This is a genomic window from uncultured Planktomarina sp. (genome assembly GCA_943788425.1).
Lineage (GTDB): Bacteria > Pseudomonadota > Alphaproteobacteria > Rhodobacterales > Rhodobacteraceae > Planktomarina.
This window is the reverse complement of sequence record CALSQF010000001.1, coordinates 391,552-406,891: the sequence shown is the minus strand read 5'-3', so window position 1 is coordinate 406,891 and position 15,340 is coordinate 391,552. Positions and strand designations below refer to the sequence as shown.

Genomic DNA, 15,340 nt, shown 5'->3' with positions numbered 1-15,340 from the left:
TTTACTGGGCATTGGTTCCGGTTCTTACAAGAAAACCGCCTCTCTTCGAGGTTTTGCCGGGTCAATGAGATATTCGCTCATGCACCGCGGCCATGCCTCTATCGGACATATCGCTGACTTCGGCGGCATGGGTTTGCAAGAGCCTTACGAACTCGGGATTGCTGGAGGTTTGAACTATGATAACACCCGTGCCGGTCACTTCGATCTCGGTTTCAATCTCGTCATGGACGTCAAAAAGCGCATGTAAGGGTGGGGGATTGGATGATCACCTCCGGGTTCCTGCCCTCCGCAAGCCGGGTCACCATCATTGATACATGCGAGACAATCGCCGCGCGCACCTTAGGGTTTTCGGAGACGATAATTGTAGAAATAACATTGGTAAGATTGGTGACACGGCGTTCGATGTCCATATGCTGTTGAAAAATCGTTCGCAGATCGGCGACTTCGGTTTCGGTCGTGTCCTTACCTTGCAGGCCCGGCATGGTGCTCTCATCATGCATATGCCCGTGCCGCATAGCTTGGGGGGTTGTGCCAGATGTGCCGTGATGCCTTTCGCGCATTGTGGCGTAGGCAGTCGATTGGGCGCTGTGGCTCAGGTAGATAAACACCGCTCCGCCGCCAAACACGAAGGCTAATGCTCCAACGAACACGGTTTTTCGCATTCTAAACTCTTCTTTAAACCTGTGCTCAATTACCAGAAATTAGTGTCCCTTGTAAAATATCTTCATGGCCTGCCAAAGATATTCTGAGACGATCCAGAACGGGCCAGGAGAGATCGACCGCCTCCCAACTTTTCGAGATGCCCCGGTCAATGCGCGCTGTTATGTTTCAGCCATTCGGTCACAGGGCCGCGCACGGATTGGTTGCCAGCCGCCCGGGCCGCATCAATGACAGCCTTCAATTCTTTTAGGTTAATGCGCCTAATCAAATGTTTGACAGGCGCAACAGAGGCTGGGCGCATGGAGAGGGTGCCAATGCCCAGAGCTGCAAAACAAGCCGCTTCCAGCGGTCTGCCTGCATCCTCGCCACAAAAGGACAGATGCGTCTGACTGCTGCGCGCGCGGGTGACGATCTGCTCTAAGAAGCTCAGAAAGCTGGTGTTTAGCGTGTCATAGCGGCGGCGCACCCGTTCATTCTCGCGATCTGCAGCAAAGAAAAACTGTTTCAGGTCATTTCCGCCAATAGAGAGAAAATCGACCTCCTTGAAAAAGTGATCGGGAGCAAATGCCAAAGAGGGGGTCTCAAGCATAGCGCCAACTTGAATATGCTTCGGCAGGGTGTGGCCAAGTTTGGTTTCGCGGGCCTTTGCTCGGTCCAGCTCTGCTAAGGCGCCGTGAAATTCATCAAATTGAGCTATAAAGGGGAACATGACCCAAAGGTCGCGCCCGGCCGTGGCCCGCAGCAGTGCTTGCAATTGCATTCGCAAAATTCCGGGCTTGTCCAGTCCGACCCGAATGGCCCGCCAGCCCATGGCCGGGTTTGGCTCATCTTGTGGCACCATATAGGGCAGCACCTTGTCAGAGCCGATATCCAGCGTTCGGAACACCACCTTGCGCCCCTCGGCGGCATCCATGACCCGTGTATATTGCGAGACCAGCTCGGCGCGTTTGGGCATCTGGTTTTGTGCCAAAAATTGCAATTCCGTGCGAAACAGACCCACGCCCTCAGCGCCAGAACTTGGTAGAGACGGCAGATCAGCCATGAGGCCGGCATTCATGAGCAAGTGCACGACGGTGCCGCATTTCGCCTCAGCGGGCTTGTCGCGCAGCTCAACATAGCGATCCGCCTGCTGACGCATCATCGCGATTTTATCGCGCATCGCCTTTTGCACGCCTTCATCTGGGCGCAGATGCACATAGCCCTGGTCACCGTCAAGCATTATCGCGTCACCGTTGAGCGCCTCACTCACAATGCCTTTGGCGCGAATGAGCAGTGGAATGGCCAGCGCTCTGGCCACAATGGCCGCATGGGAGCCGACAGATCCCTCTTCCAGCACAATCCCGCGCAAGCTGCGGCCATAGTCGAGCAATTCACCGGGTCCGATATTGCGGGCGACAAGGATCGGGTTGGGCGGCACTTCGGCGCCTGTGTCGCTGCCTTGCCCGGTCAGGAGCCGCAATAGACGATTGGAAAGGTCGTCCAAGTCATGCAGGCGCTCACGCAGATAGCTATCTTTGGACTGCCCCATTCGGCTGCGGGCAGCGGATTGTTCTTTTTCAACAGCGGCCTCTGCGGAAAGGCCGCGCTGGATGTCTTCTTCCATGCGCCGCCGCCATCCTTTGGAATTGGCAAAGAGGCGGTAGGCTTCGAGGACTTCCAATTGCTCGGTATCACCGCTGCGCGCATTTGTGAGCATTTGGTCGACGGAAATGCGCAGGCGATCAAGCGCATCCTCGAGCCGCTGCGTTTCAACCTCGGGATCATCGGCAATGGGATTGGTCACAACGACCCGCGGTTCATGCAGATAGACCAGACCTTCGGCCACGCCATCCTGCGCGCTTTTGGCATGAAACATCACAGGTTTCTGATGACGTGCAGAGAGCGCATCGCCGTCGCCGACAAAGGCGCCCAATTCGGTCATCTCTGCCAGGACCATCGCCACAACTTCAAGCGCGTAAATTTCATCGGCGGAAAATTCGCGGGCTGCTTTCGATTGAACAACCAAGACTCCAAGCGAGTCGCCGAGACGCTGAATGGGAACGCCAAGAAAAGAGGAATAGATCTCCTCGCCGGTCTCGGCCATGAAGCGAAAGCCCTTGGCCGAGGGGGCGTCGGCGGTGTTGATGACCTGATTGAAGCGGGCCACACGGCCCACCAGACCCTCGCCGATGCGCATCCGGGTTTGGTGAACCGCGGCGGCCTTCAAGCCCTCTGTAGCGCAGAGCTCCAATGTCTCTTGATCGCGAAAGAGATAGATTGAGCAAACCTCCGAGCGCATCGAGCTGGCGATCAGTTGGACGATCTTATCAAGCCGCGCTTGACCGGCTGAATCTTCGGCCATGGCATCGCGCAGGGCGCCAAGTAATTTGCGGCTTTCACTCTCGGAGGTTTGGACCATTTAGACTGGTGCCTCTAGGCTGTTTTTTCCAATGTAAAAGCATCATGCAGGGTCTGAACGGCCAATTCCATATATTTCCGCTCTATGAGGACAGAAATTTTTATCTCTGAGGTTGTGATGACCTTAATATTGATCCCCTCACGGTGGAGTGCCTGGAACATTTGCGCGGCCACACCCGCATGGCTGCGCATGCCGATACCCACCACAGAGACCTTTGCCACGGCTGCGTCGACCACAAGGTCATGGTAGTTGATAATCCCCGCATCCTTGGCGGTTTGCATCGCTTTCTCTGCGCGCAACACCTGTTCGGTTGGGCAAGAGAAGGTCATATCGGTGCGGCCATCTTCTGAGATGTTCTGAACGATCATGTCAACATTCACGCCGGACTCTGACAGCGGGCCGAAAATGGCGGCGGCTATACCAGGACGGTCGGCAACGGAAATAAGGGTCATTTTGGCTTCATCCCGGCTGTAGGCGACGCCGGCTACGACATTTGATTCCATGATTTCCTCCTCGGCACATACCAATGTACCTGCTGTATCTGATGGGTCTTCGAAAGAGCTAAGCACCCGAAGGCGCACATTGAACCGCATGGCCAATTCGACAGAGCGGGTTTGCAGAACTTTTGCGCCCAAAGAGGCCAGTTCTAGCATCTCTTCAAAAGCGATCTTTTCGAGTTTGCGTGCCTTGCTCGATATGCGCGGGTCGGTGGTATAGACCCCGTCGACATCGGTATAAATGTCACAGCGCTCGGCATCAAAGGCGGCGGCAAATGCAACGGCCGTGGTGTCAGAGCCGCCACGCCCTAGGGTTGTGATCCGGCCCTCAGGACTGACGCCCTGGAAGCCGGCGACTACGGCCACGCGCATGCCTTGGGCGAATTTTTCGTCCAGATTTGCCGAGGGAATTGCTTCAATACGGGCATTTGCATGTGCGCTTGTGGTTTGCACGGGCACTTGCCAGCCCTGCCAGCTCCGCGCTGGGATGTCCATTTCTTGCAATGTCAGCGCCGTGAGGCCCGCGGTGACATTCTCTCCCGAGGAGACCACAGCATCATATTCGCGGGCGTCATAGAGAGCCGAGGTCTCATTGACCCAGCCCACCAACTCATTGGTTTTACCCGACATGGCTGAGACGATCACAATGACATCATAGCCCTTGGCAACTTCCAACCGAACACGCTCGGCGGCATTGCGAATACGATCGAGATTGGCTACGGACGTGCCGCCAAATTTCATTACCAAGCGAGGCATATGTCATCCAACTTTGTGAAGTTTCGGCGGGGTGTTAGGCTGTTGTGCGCCTAAGGGCAAGGGCAGCAGGCCCGGATTTTCACTCTAATTTGTGTGACGCTTCGCCATAAACGGCAGCGGGGCGACGGGAATTCCTTCTTCGATCAGCGCTTTGGCCTCTTCGGCCTTGGCCTCTCCATAGATGGCTCGGGCGGGTTTCTCGCCAAGATGTTGGGCGCGGGCTTCATGGGCGAAATTCATGCCGACATAATCGGAATTGGCTTCGATCTGTTGTTTTAACTTCGCCAAATTGCGCTTGGCTTCGCTCATGGGCGCGCTCAAGGACTGGCTGTCCGATGGGCTTTGGGTCGATATTTTTGGGGCCATCAGCGATTTCTCAATCGTGCGATCGCCACATTCAGCACAGGTCAGCATCCCCGCTTTTGCCAATTTTTCATAGGCATCCGAGGATTGAAACCAGCTGTCAAAGCTATGGTTCTGACTGCATTTAAGCGAAAAGTGGATCACGGGGAATGCTCCTATGCGGTTCACCTTTACTTGAGTGATTGCGTCGCTCAAATCAAGAGGCGAGATAGAACAGATTATGGCACAAAGGCCTTAATCAATCGTGCAAGTTCCGGTTCTGCCACTTGGCTTGCGGCCTCCTCGCAGGAAAACCACTTGCGGCGGCGTTCGGATTGTTCGGCATAGCTGTCGCGTTGTTTTTTCACTTTGAGCGCGTAGAGTGTCACTATACAGGGCAGGGATTCTGCATTTTCCATATGTTTTTCATAGCTATAAACGCCGATGGGACGCTGTTTGACTTTGCCGGTAACACCCGCCTCTTCCCCCGCTTCCTTAGCGGCGGCCTCGGCTGGGGTTAAGCTATCTTCAGGCCATCCTTTAGGCACAATCCAACGCTTTGTACCTCGGGAGGTAACGAGTAATATTTGCACCATCCCCTTTTCGACACGATAACACAGAGCACCAAATTGTGCCCGCGCCATGCGTTTTTGTATCGGATCGATCGAAAGTGGTAGAGGTTTGGGCTTTGAGGGGCTCATAGTGCGGAGTTGTTTTCATTGTTGCTGAGTGTTTATAACACAAGCGAGATGGATATACAAAAGCGCGAGCCGTTTAAGACTCTTCTTCATATTTTAATCCCGATCCGCCGCATCGCGCGGATCGTCGGGTCCTGCGCTGTGGTTTTTGGAGCGGGTCTTTGCTCTGCGCAACCGATTGATGTGTTTGCCGCAGCCAGTCTGAAGCCCGCGCTTGACGCGATCGCCGTGCAATACGCGCGCGCAACCGGTCAAGCATTGCGCCTCTCCTATGCCGCTTCGAGCGTTTTGGCCCGGCAGATTGAGCAGGGGGCTCCGGCAGATGTGTTTGTGTCCGCCAGTTCTGATTGGATGAGCTACGTTCATGATGCGGGTGTATTGAGCCAATCGGCCCGCGTGATTGCAGCGAACCGCTTGGTGCTGGCCTCCGCGACCCCCGCCGCTGTGACATTAGAGGTCGAAGATATTATGGCACGTCTGGACGGTGGTCGCTTGGCGGTGCCGCTGATTTCTTCTGTGCCCTTGGGACTCTATGCCACACAGGCTCTGACAACATTGGGGCTGCTGCACGAGTTACGGCCGCATTTGGCGCAACAAGACAACGCCCGGGCCAGTTTAATCGCTGTTTTGCGGCAAGAATGCCCTTTAGGATTGCTCTATGCTTCCGATGTTCAAAGCACAGCTGGTGTCTATGTCGTGGCCAATATTGCACCAGAAACCCATGAACCAGTGCGCTATCTTGCTGCTTCAGTGACCGCGCGCGGTGAGGCCGTTGTGGCCTATTTGGCTGGCGCAACGGGCCGTGAGGTCTTCGCGGCTCAAGGGTTTTTGGCGCCATGAGCTGGTTTTCTGTCAGCCCGGTTGAGCTGGATGCGCTGCGCCTGTCGCTTTGGGTTGCATTGGTGGCTGTGGCTCTCAGCCTGCCGTTGGCGGTGGCTATGGCTTATGTGCTTGCGCGATGTCGGTTTTGGGGGCACGGGCTGCTGAATGCGCTGGTGCATTTGCCCTTGGTCTTGCCGCCGGTTGTGACAGGCTATCTTTTGTTGGTGGTTTTTGGTCGCAAAGGCGCCCTTGGCCCTGTGCTGGAGGCGCTTGGGATGCAATTGGCTTTTACCTCCGCCGGGGCCGCGCTGGCGGCAGCGGTCATGGCCTTTCCGTTGATAGTGCGGGCCATCCGCCTTGCTTTGGAAGCGGTGGACCCGCGGCTTGAAGAGGCTGCCGGCACGCTGGGCGCATCGCCGATTAAGGTCTTTGCCTTTGTCACCTTGCCGCTCATGCTGCCGGGACTTGTTGCTGGGGCCGTGGTTGGGTTTGCCAAGGCCTTAGGGGAATTTGGCGCGACCATTACTTTTGTCTCCAATATCCCTGGTGAAACGCAAACCCTGGCCTCGGCAATTTACGCGGTGTTGCAAGTGCCAGGCCAAGAGGCGGCGGTTGGACGGATGATTGTCCTATCGCTACTTTTGTCTTTTGGGGCGCTGTTGTTGTCTGAAATATTGGCAAGAAAAATGGTGCGCCGATGAGTTTGGATCTCGACATTCATGTGAGGCGCGGGCGTTTCACACTGGAGGTTCAAGTCACCGCTCCAGCCGGGGTGACGGTTATTTTCGGCCCCTCGGGCTGCGGCAAAACCACATTACTGCGCGCCGTGGCTGGGCTAGAGCCGGTCGATCATGGGAAGATTGTGATTGATGGCTCGGATATGACTGAGCAGCCCGCACATCGGCGCGCTGTCGGGTATCTCTTTCAGGAACCTCGTTTGCTGCCGCATCTAAATGTCCTTGGCAATTTGAAATTTGCGCAAAGAATGGGCCGGCAGGTGAGGGGTCAGAGCTTTGATGAGGTGATTGCTTTGCTAGAGCTTGATCCTCTTTTGGGCCGAGCGCCTTTTGCCCTCTCTGGCGGGGAAGCGCAGCGGGTGGCGCTCGGACGCGCCTTGCTGAGCGCGCCGAAGTGCCTGTGTTTGGACGAGCCGCTCTCTGCTTTGGATCAAGGATTAAAGCACCGGATCCTGCCCTATCTCGAGAGGCTGCGCGCCCGTACGGACATTCCGATTCTCTATGTCACTCATGATGCCGCTGAGATGGCGCGATTGGCCAATCATATCGTGTTGATGCAGGCTGGGCGCAGTGTCCTATCTGGACCCGCTGAGGCGATTCTGTCGGATCCTGCCGCGGTGCCCTATCTTGGGGTGCGCGCGGCGGGCACAGTCATTTCGGGGCAGGTCATGGCACCCGATCCCACTACTGGTCTTGCGGTCATCGGCTTTGACGGTGGCCAGTTGATTTTGCCGGAACTGAGCCAAACCAAGGGCCATAACATTCGCATTCGCATCCCGGCGCAGGATATTGTTTTGGCTCGTGAGAAACCCAGAGGCCTGTCTGCGCTCAATGTTTTTGAAGGAGCAATCACTCAGCTTCATTCAGGTCAGGGCCCGGGCGTCATGGTGCAATTTCAAACCGGCGGTACGCTTTTTTTGGCCCGTGTGACACAATATTCGGCCCAAAAAATGGAGCTGGCAGTGGGACAAACGATTTTCGCCATCGTCAAAGCCACCGCTTTTGATCCGGCTGGCATTGGCACCTAAGACGCAAACAGCTATTTTTTCCTATGTATTTCTGCTTGGGCCACGGGATTTGCGTGGCAAGACTTTGGGTTTGCTCGACCAACCCAGTTGGTCGGCCAACACCCGGCGTTTGACCTCTTCGACCTCGCCGGGCTTCAATTCGCGCAGCTGAAACGGTCCATAGGAAATCCGGATTAGACGGTTCACGGTAAAGCCCAAAAATTCCATCGCCCGCCGGATTTCGCGGTTTTTGCCTTCCTTCAGGCCAATGGTCAGCCAAAAGTTTGCGCCGGTTTGCCGGTCCATTTGAATGGTCATTGGTTGAAACCGCTCGCCGTCAACGGTGATGCCTTGGGTCAAAGGCTCAAAGGCCCCTTCACGCGGATAGCCTTTGATGCGAACGCGGTAGCGGCGGGTCCAGCCGGTGCTGGGCAGCTCAAGGGTCCGTTTTAATCCGCCATCATTGGTCAGCAGTAACAGACCTTCGGAGTTCATATCCAATCGCCCGACAGAGACCACACGGGGGAGCCCTTCAGGTAATTTATCGAACACAGTCTCGCGGCCTTTTTCGTCACGCGCGCTGGTCACAAGGCCGATGGGTTTGTGATAGAGCCAGAGCCGGGGCTCTTCGGGCGGCTCGATCGGTTCACCGTCGAATTCGATTTTATCGCTGGCTTGCACGTTCAGCGCTGGGCCGAATATCTTTTTGCCATTCACTTTGATCCGGCCCGCTTCAATCAGTTTTTCACTGTCGCGTCTTGAGGCCACGCCTGCGCGGGCCAAAACTTTCGCGATCCGATCGCCCTTTGGTGTTTCATCTGCCATAAGCTCGGCTTAGACTGTGTTGAAAGCAATGCCAAGCGGGGATAAATGGGTTTTAACAGTCAAATGGGGTCGGCACTGATTGAGGCGCGCAAGGCGGCAGAGGCCGGCGAGGTGCCCGTGGGTGCGGTCTTGGTGGATGCGCGCGGCGAAATTGTGGCACGGGCGGGAAACCGGACGCGGCGCGATAGCGATCCGACGGCTCATGCGGAAATCCTGGTGATCCGGGCCGCTGCGGCGGCTTTGGGGCAGGAGCGCTTGGGTGGATATACGCTGTATGTGACCCTTGAGCCCTGCGCCATGTGTGCCGGCGCTTTGGCCCATGCCCGAATATCACGTGTGGTTTATGGAGCCGCCGATCCAAAATCTGGCGGCACGGATCACGGCGCGCGTGTGTTTTCCCATGCACAAAGCCATCACAGGCCAGAGGTGATTGGGGGCATATGCGAAGAAGAATGTGCCGCTCTGTTGCGAAGTTTTTTCGCGCAAAAACGCTGGTGAGCCCAGGGCGGCCGCCAGAGCCCTTGGCAAGGCCTAAATCCCAAGCTAGTAAGCGAGGAAGCAACTGAAATAGTGAAGGATCCGCGATGTCGATCGACACAAAAACCGCCGGGCGCGTGGCAAAGCTCGCTCGGATTAAGGTGGAAGAGGCAGATCTGCCCGCCTTGGCTCAGGAGTTTACCAATATTTTAGGCTTCATTGAGCAGCTGAATGAGGTGGATGTGGATGGGGTTGAGCCGATGACCTCAGTAACGCCGCAACGGCTTTACCGTCGGTCTGATGCTGTGACTGCTGGTGACCAGCAAGCCGCTGTGCTCGCCAATGCGCCCGATGCCCGCGAGGGATTTTTTGCTGTGCCGATGGTGGTGGAATAATGTCTGATTTAATGAAACTCACGCTGGCTGGTGCCCGGGATGCACTGCGTGCTGGAGAGACCACGGCCGTTGAGCTGGCGGAGGTCTCGCTCGCAGCCGTTGCCGCTTCAAAGCCTTTGAATTCCTTCGTACATGACACCTCAGAGATTGCCCGATCGCAAGCAAAGGCTGCCGATGCGCGTATTCATGCCGGCGATGCTCCCGATATGTGTGGCTTGCCAATTGGCATGAAAGATTTGTTCTGCACCAAAGGCGTTGCAACCCAAGCGGCGAGCGCAATTTTGGACGGGTTTAAACCGCAATACGAATCCACCGTATCACAAAAGCTGTTTGACGCCGGTGCCGTCATGGTGGGTAAGTTGAATATGGATGAATTCGCCATGGGCTCGTCCAACGAAACCTCGGTCTATGGCGATGCGGTGAACCCTTGGAAAGTCGATGAACGCGTTTTGACCCCTGGGGGCTCGTCCGGCGGCTCGGCGGCGGCTGTGGCCGCAGAGACCTGTCTGGCGGCTACCGGCACAGATACCGGCGGCTCCATCCGCCAACCTGCTGCATTTACAGGGATCACGGGGATCAAGCCCACCTATGGGCGTTGCTCGCGCTGGGGTATTGTGGCCTTTGCCTCCTCGCTTGATCAAGCTGGCCCAATCACCAAAGATGTGCGCGATGCCGCGATAATGCTTGAGGCGATGTCTGGCTTTGATGCTAAAGACAGCACCTCGATGAACCTGCCGGTGCCCAATTTCGAAGCGGCTCTGACAGGCGATATTCGCGGAAAAACCATCGGTATTCCAAAGGAATATCGGGTGGATGGCATGCCTGATGCGCTAGAAACCCTGTGGTCTGAGGGGCGCCAAATGCTGCGCGATGCTGGGGCGGTTGTCAAAGATATCAGCCTGCCTCATACGAAATATGCCCTGCCAGCCTATTATGTCATTGCACCAGCAGAAGCGTCCTCAAATTTGGCCCGTTATGACGGGGTGCGTTTTGGTCATCGTGCAAAGTTGGAGGCTGGCGATGGCATTACAGAAATGTATGAAAAAACCCGTGCCGAAGGTTTCGGCCCAGAGGTCCAGCGCCGCGTGATGGTTGGCACCTATGTGCTTTCGGCTGGGTTTTATGATGCCTATTACAACCGTGCCCGCCGGGTGCGCGCTTTGATCAAAAAAGATTTTGATGATGTCTTTGCCGCTGGTGTCGATGCCATTTTGACCCCCTCAACCCCATCTGCGGCATTTGGTTTGGGGGAGATGGCCAATGCGAATCCGGTACAAATGTATCTGTTTGACGTCTTTACGGTCACGGTAAACTTGGCTGGATTGCCGGGCATTTCTGTGCCAGCGGGGCTGGATTCCCAAGGCCTGCCCCTTGGGCTGCAATTGATCGGTCGTCCATGGGAAGAGGGAGATTTGCTCAATACAGCCTTCACCTTGGAGCAGGCTCTTGGATTTAATGCGAAGCCAAACCAATGGTGGCGTTAGCGCCACTTGGCCAGCTTTGAGTGGCCCCGGCCAATAGGAGATGCGGATGAAATATGGTATGATAATCGCTCTGGCCTTGTTCGCAAGCGGGTGCCAGCGCGCGATTCCGACCGAAGTCATTGGCGCAGGTCATGTCATGGCGATGGAGACGGCTGCGGATGCTGCAGCGGAGTCCCCAGCGCCTGTGAGCCAAATCTCCAATGAGCAGGATTTTGAAGTCGTCGCCACTGCGCAGACTGTGGAAAGCGATGCAGAGCGGATTGCCGCAAATCGGGCGAAATATATCGTGATGGAGGTGCAAGCCTTGCCGCAGCGCACGGGCCGGCGACCCAATGTTGTGGAATATGCTATTCGGACCAATAATCCGATCGGCGTGCAGCTCTACAGTCGTTTCGGCACGGGGCTCAAGGTTATCAGCTCCGGTGGCTGCGATCGCTATCGCTCTAAGGATGAGGCGCAGCAGGACTTTTTGTCCAGAGGCGGTCCGCAGCGTGATGCCTATGGCTTGGATCCTGATGGAGATGGATTTGCCTGTGGTTGGGATCCGCGACCATTCCGCTTGGCAGTGGGAAACTGAGCCTTCTGAGCGTAGAGCGGCGCCTGTCGCCAAACTTGGGGCCGCGCAAGGGTGGGGTGCCGCCCTCGTTGATCGTTCTTCATTACACTGCCATGCCAGATGCGCAGGCCGCTCTGGAGCGGTTGAGTGATCCAGCCCACGAGGTTTCGGCCCATTATTTTTTGGATCAATCGGGTGGGGCCGTTCAGCTTGTGCCCGAGGCACAGCGGGCTTGGCATGCGGGGGAGGGTGCCTGGGGCGATTGCACGGATATAAATTCCGCTTCTATTGGGATTGAACTGTGCAATGCAGGCGATCACGCCTTTCCCGCAGCGCAGATCCAAGCGCTTAAATCCTTGCTCAAAGAGGTAATGCAGCGTTGGGATATCTCGGCGCAAGGGGTGATTGGCCACTCTGATATGGCCCCGGGGCGCAAACAGGACCCCGGGCGCTGGTTTGAGTGGCAAGATTTAGCCAGGGATGGCCTTACGGTGTACCGCGGCGCCCCCCACAGGCACCAGTTGCCCTTCCTCGAGGCGGCCGAGCGGTTCGGATATCGCAGGCCTGAAGGGGCAAATTCCGAACAAACCCTGCTCGAAACCTTCCGACAACGTTTTCGCCCGAAGGCCACTGGTCCGCTCGGCGAAGACGATCTGAAAATCCTATCCGATCTTGCGCAAACCTACCCCGCTGCCAAGGTATTCTAGCGCGGTGACTTGCCCTATGCAGACCTCTTCTCATCGATGGCAGGAGGCGGAACTTTGCACGCGCAGTTGGCTTGACCCGGCGTTGCAGGGCTCGTAACAGAGCAGTGCGCGGGGGGCTGGGCAATCGCGAGGGGCAACCTTCGAGGAAAGTCCGGACTCCGTGAAACAACGGTGCCGGGTAACGCCCGGCGGGGGCAACCCTAGGGATAGCGCCACAGAGAAGAGACAGCCTTGCATGCAAGGTAATGGTGAAACGGTGGGGTAAAGCCCACCGCACGGCTGGCAACAGTCGTGGCACGGCAAGCCCCACCGGGAGCAATGCCAAATAGGAACCGCATATGGGTCGTTTCAGCCCCGCAGGTTCGGGTTGGCAGCTAGAGCGTCCTGGCAACAGGCCGCTGAGATGAATGATTGCCCAAGATTGTGCTGGTAACAGCGTCGATCTGGACAAAATCCGGCTTATAGGCTCCCCGCGCATATTTGACTGGCTTTGGCCACGTGAATCGGTTGACAGCACCGCTGAGAGCGTTAAAAGCCGTCAGATCAGGATCAAAGCGGCCATGAGGCTGCGCCCGTAGGAGACGTACCATGGCGAAGCCAACCACAATTAAGATCCGCCTGAATTCCAGCGCGGGCACTGGCCACTTTTATGTGACTAAAAAGAACGCACGCACAATGACCGAAAAAATGGTCGCCCGGAAATATGATCCGGTTGCGCGCAAACATGTTGAATACAAAGAAGGCAAAATTAAGTAGGCGAAAGCCCCCTTCAATTTGCAAAAAGCCGTGCAAGTTGCGCGGCTTTTTTTGTGCATATGTAAAGACAGTCAAGGCTCTGATGACAGCCTAGGCACAAAAAAAACACCCCGCCATTTCTGGCGAGGTGCGCATTGCGTAGGCCAAAGAGGCCTGCTTACTCGTTGTTACCCATGAACATTAGCAGGAACTGGAACATGTTCAAGAAATCAAGGTAGAGGTTCAAGGCGCCGAAGATGGCGGATTTGGCAAGCCACTCTTGATCACCATGATGGGCATGCGCCAGATATTCATTCTTAATGGTCTGTGTGTCATAGGCGGTGAGACCGGCAAATACCAACACCCCAATTGCTGAAATCGCAAACAAGAGCGCGGGCGACTGCAGGAAGATGTTAACGATCATCGCGACGACTAGACCAATGACGCCCATGATCAGGAAGCTGCCCCATCCGGAGATGTCTTTCTTGGTTGTGTAGCCATAGAGCGAGAGGCCCGCAAATGCGATGGCGGTGACCAGGAAGGTTTGCGTGATTGAGTGGCCTGTATAACGAATGAAAATTGAGCTGAGCGACAGGCCTATCAAAGTGGCGAAGATAAAGAAGAACAGCTGCGCCCCAGCTGCACTGGCGCGACGCATCACTGTGCCCATGCCCAAGAACAGCACCGCAAGCGGCGCCAGCATGATGACGTATTTGAGCCAAGTGGTATAAATCACCAGACCAAAGCTGGTGAGAAGTTTACCATTCGGCAATTGCGCAGCTGCCATGTTGGCATCTGTCGTCGTGGCCAGGCCGGCAATGGCCCAAGCGGCAACGGCGGTGATCACCATTCCAATGGACATTGTGCCATAGACTTTGTTCATATGTGCCCGCAGGCCGGCATCGATCGCAGCACTGCGACTGCCTGCATTTGCGGATATCGTGTTAAAATCTGCCATGTTGCTCTCCAAAAATAACGCGTTCGGCGCGCAAGGCGCCATTGTTTCAAATATCGGGCTTCTGGGGTGAAATTTCAAGGGAAACCGCAAGGATTGACCATTAAATTGTGCAATTTTCGCCGAATGCTGAAAAAATGGTGCCGGAAAGGTTAAACCGGCCCGCGAACCACAAGCTTGCCGATGGATTTTCGTGCTTTCAGATCGGCCAATGCCTCAAGCGCTTGGTCGAAGTCATAGCTGCCGCCGATATGAGGTTTGAGCAGCCCTTTTGTAATCATTGCGAGGACATCTGTAAGGCTGTCGCGTAAAACCTGCGGTGCAAATCCCATATATCCGCCCCAATAAAAACCCAACACATCCACATTTTTGACTAAGAGATGATTGGCTTTGATTTGTGGGACATCACCGCTGGCGAAGCCGATTACAAGATAGCGCGCCTCGGGCCGGCAACATTTGAGTGCAGCGACAAAAGGGTCCCCGCCGACCGGATCATAGACCACATCCACGCCGCCAAGGGCTTTGACTTTGGCCACGACATCTTCCTGGGCGCTATCAATGGTGATGTCGGCGCCTCTGTCTTTACACACTTGCAATTTTTCCGGCCCGCGGGCGACAGCGATGACCCTTGCGCCGAGGGCCGCGCCAATTTCCACAGCGGTCAACCCTACTCCGCCACCTGCGCCAAGAACCAACAGAGTGTCGTCAGATGTAAGTTTTGCGCGATGGGTCAGGGCGAGATGCGACGTTCCATAGCTGATCAAAGCAGAGGCGGCGGTGTCAAATGGCATACCATCCGTGAGCTTCAAGCAGCGCGTGGCCTCAATTGGGCAATATTCGGCCAAACCGCCAGACCCTGCAAACCCCGCAACGCGATCACCGATTTGAAAGTCAGTCACGTCAGCGCCGAGATCTGCAACTTCGCCCGCGACTTCCATGCCAAGGGTGAAGGGGAGGGCAGGGGTCTCCTGATAAGTGCCGCGAATCATCAGCAGGTCTGCAAAATTCAGAGCGCAGGCAGCCGTGCGGATGAGAATTTGATTCGCTGCAAGCGTCGGCATGGACCTGTCTAAAAAGACAGGTTTTTGGCTGTGGTCTTGAACTTGGAGGGCGCGCATGGGCTGAAATCAACCTGTTTGTTAACCATTTCACCCTTTATAGGCGCCGGGATCCGGAAATTCCAGCATCGAAACCGCGCTGTCGTGAACGGTAAGAATTTGGCTATAAAATAGATTATATTTCTGGAGAAACGGCACTTCAAAGATCATTTCGGAAGCGAAGGTTGGGAG

General features: G+C 55.8%; 18 protein-coding genes and 1 other RNA gene. 11 read left to right on the top strand and 8 right to left on the bottom strand.

All coding sequences use genetic code 11. The features are described 5' to 3' along the window. The first annotated feature begins 64 nt into the window (after nt 1-64). On the top strand, nt 65-247 hold the full coding sequence (locus tag ABLW18_RS01990; protein ID WP_347823206.1) for a hypothetical protein: 183 nt from the start codon (nt 65-67) through the stop codon (nt 245-247). On the opposite strand, the gene ABLW18_RS01985 is transcribed toward ABLW18_RS01990, so the two are convergent. From ABLW18_RS01985 to ABLW18_RS01965, 5 genes are all read right to left on the bottom strand, one after another. Next, a complete protein-coding gene (locus tag ABLW18_RS01985) occupies nt 231-662 on the bottom strand; it encodes a hypothetical protein (protein ID WP_347823205.1) in 432 nt (143 codons plus the stop codon). The genes ABLW18_RS01990 and ABLW18_RS01985 overlap by 17 nt on opposite strands. Before the next feature lie 146 nt (nt 663-808). Then, the gene (gene ptsP, locus ABLW18_RS01980) at nt 809-3,058 is read right to left on the bottom strand and encodes a phosphoenolpyruvate--protein phosphotransferase (protein ID WP_347823204.1); all 2,250 of its coding nucleotides are present in this window, start codon (nt 3,056-3,058) and stop codon (nt 809-811) included. Nucleotides 3,059-3,072: 14 nt separating this feature from the next. After that, nucleotides 3,073-4,311: an aspartate kinase gene (locus ABLW18_RS01975; protein WP_347823203.1), complete on the bottom strand. Its 1,239-nt coding sequence runs from the start codon at nt 4,309-4,311 to the stop codon at nt 3,073-3,075. Nucleotides 4,312-4,395: 84 nt separating this feature from the next. Then, nucleotides 4,396-4,818, bottom strand: coding sequence for a DUF1178 family protein (locus ABLW18_RS01970; protein ID WP_347823202.1), 423 nt, complete (start codon nt 4,816-4,818; stop codon nt 4,396-4,398). A 74-nt stretch (nt 4,819-4,892) separates the two neighbouring features. Beyond that, nucleotides 4,893-5,354, bottom strand: coding sequence for an NUDIX hydrolase (locus ABLW18_RS01965; protein WP_347823201.1), 462 nt, complete (start codon nt 5,352-5,354; stop codon nt 4,893-4,895). Between the two features lie 48 nt (nt 5,355-5,402). On the opposite strand from ABLW18_RS01965, the gene modA reads away from it, so the two are divergent. The 3 genes from modA to modC are packed head-to-tail and all read left to right on the top strand — an operon-like array spanning nt 5,403 to nt 7,938. Then, nucleotides 5,403-6,191, top strand: a complete 789-nt coding sequence (gene modA / locus ABLW18_RS01960; RefSeq protein WP_347823200.1) for a molybdate ABC transporter substrate-binding protein — start codon at nt 5,403-5,405, stop codon at nt 6,189-6,191. Then, nucleotides 6,188-6,874, top strand: a complete 687-nt coding sequence (gene modB, locus ABLW18_RS01955) for a molybdate ABC transporter permease subunit (protein ID WP_347823199.1) — start codon at nt 6,188-6,190, stop codon at nt 6,872-6,874. Before modA ends, modB begins: the two co-directional genes overlap by 4 nt. Further along, a complete protein-coding gene (gene modC, locus ABLW18_RS01950; RefSeq protein WP_347823198.1) occupies nt 6,871-7,938 on the top strand; it encodes a molybdenum ABC transporter ATP-binding protein in 1,068 nt (355 codons plus the stop codon). Before modB ends, modC begins: the two co-directional genes overlap by 4 nt. Nucleotides 7,939-7,959: 21 nt before the next feature. On the opposite strand, the gene ABLW18_RS01945 is transcribed toward modC, so the two are convergent. Continuing rightward, entirely contained in the window at nt 7,960-8,742 is a 783-nt protein-coding gene (locus ABLW18_RS01945) for a pseudouridine synthase (RefSeq protein WP_347823197.1), read from the bottom strand. Between the two features lie 45 nt (nt 8,743-8,787). On the opposite strand from ABLW18_RS01945, the gene ABLW18_RS01940 reads away from it, so the two are divergent. The 7 genes from ABLW18_RS01940 (at nt 8,788) to rpmG (ending at nt 13,117) form a co-directional block, all read left to right on the top strand. Next, on the top strand, nt 8,788-9,240 hold the full coding sequence (locus tag ABLW18_RS01940; protein ID WP_347823196.1) for a nucleoside deaminase: 453 nt from the start codon (nt 8,788-8,790) through the stop codon (nt 9,238-9,240). Nucleotides 9,241-9,326: 86 nt separating this feature from the next. Beyond that, nucleotides 9,327-9,614: an Asp-tRNA(Asn)/Glu-tRNA(Gln) amidotransferase subunit GatC gene (gatC, locus tag ABLW18_RS01935; RefSeq protein WP_347823195.1), complete on the top strand. Its 288-nt coding sequence runs from the start codon at nt 9,327-9,329 to the stop codon at nt 9,612-9,614. Next, nucleotides 9,614-11,098 carry an Asp-tRNA(Asn)/Glu-tRNA(Gln) amidotransferase subunit GatA gene (gatA, locus tag ABLW18_RS01930; RefSeq protein ID WP_347823194.1) on the top strand — a complete coding sequence of 495 codons (1,485 nt, stop codon included), beginning with the start codon at nt 9,614-9,616 and terminating at the stop codon, nt 11,096-11,098. The genes gatC and gatA overlap by 1 nt, the downstream gene beginning before the upstream one ends. 46 nt (nt 11,099-11,144) lie before the next feature. After that, nucleotides 11,145-11,675: a hypothetical protein gene (locus ABLW18_RS01925; protein WP_347823193.1), complete on the top strand. Its 531-nt coding sequence runs from the start codon at nt 11,145-11,147 to the stop codon at nt 11,673-11,675. After that, complete coding sequence (locus tag ABLW18_RS01920; protein WP_347823192.1) at nt 11,636-12,361, top strand: N-acetylmuramoyl-L-alanine amidase; 726 nt, start codon at nt 11,636-11,638, stop codon at nt 12,359-12,361. The genes ABLW18_RS01925 and ABLW18_RS01920 overlap by 40 nt, the downstream gene beginning before the upstream one ends. 108 nt (nt 12,362-12,469) lie before the next feature. Continuing rightward, nucleotides 12,470-12,839: RNase P RNA component class A (rnpB, locus tag ABLW18_RS01915), an RNA gene on the top strand. A gap of 110 nt (nt 12,840-12,949) precedes the next feature. After that, nucleotides 12,950-13,117: a 50S ribosomal protein L33 gene (rpmG, locus tag ABLW18_RS01910; protein WP_044050162.1), complete on the top strand. Its 168-nt coding sequence runs from the start codon at nt 12,950-12,952 to the stop codon at nt 13,115-13,117. Between the two features lie 157 nt (nt 13,118-13,274). On the opposite strand, the gene ABLW18_RS01905 is transcribed toward rpmG, so the two are convergent. Beyond that, nucleotides 13,275-14,054 (bottom strand): Bax inhibitor-1/YccA family protein, encoded by a 780-nt coding sequence (locus ABLW18_RS01905; RefSeq protein WP_347823191.1) that lies wholly within the window; start codon nt 14,052-14,054, stop codon nt 13,275-13,277. Nucleotides 14,055-14,203: 149 nt separating this feature from the next. Continuing rightward, the gene (locus ABLW18_RS01900) at nt 14,204-15,112 is read right to left on the bottom strand and encodes an NADPH:quinone oxidoreductase family protein (RefSeq protein WP_347823190.1); all 909 of its coding nucleotides are present in this window, start codon (nt 15,110-15,112) and stop codon (nt 14,204-14,206) included. Between the last annotated feature and the right edge of the window lie 228 nt (nt 15,113-15,340).